The sequence below is a fragment of the Altererythrobacter chaiwopuensis genome (assembly GCF_054957755.1).
Window position 1 is genome coordinate 1 of sequence record NZ_JBTXJG010000026.1, and the last position, 264, is coordinate 264.

Sequence of the window (264 nt, forward strand, 5' to 3'; positions counted from 1 at the left end):
CGCAGCTCGAAGCCCTCGGCATCGAGCTCATCACCGGCTTCGGGGCGGAGCAACTGGCACTCAAGCCCGACGTCTTCGTCATCGGCAACGTCGTCACCCGCGGCGAGCGCTTTCCGCTGATGGAGGCCATCCTGGATGCCGGTCTGCCCTACGTCTCGGGCCCGCAGTGGCTGGCCGAGCATGTGCTGCAGGGCCGCCACGTGCTGGCGGTGGCCGGCACGCATGGCAAGACCACGACGACCTCGATGCTCGCCCGGATCCTGG

At 68.9% G+C, this 264-nt stretch carries 1 protein-coding gene; it reads left to right on the forward strand.

All coding sequences use genetic code 11. The annotated features are described in order from the left end of the window. Positions 1-264 (forward strand): Mur ligase domain-containing protein (locus ACX2DJ_RS13045; RefSeq protein ID WP_462573172.1); only part of this gene is annotated, 264 nt, incomplete at both ends.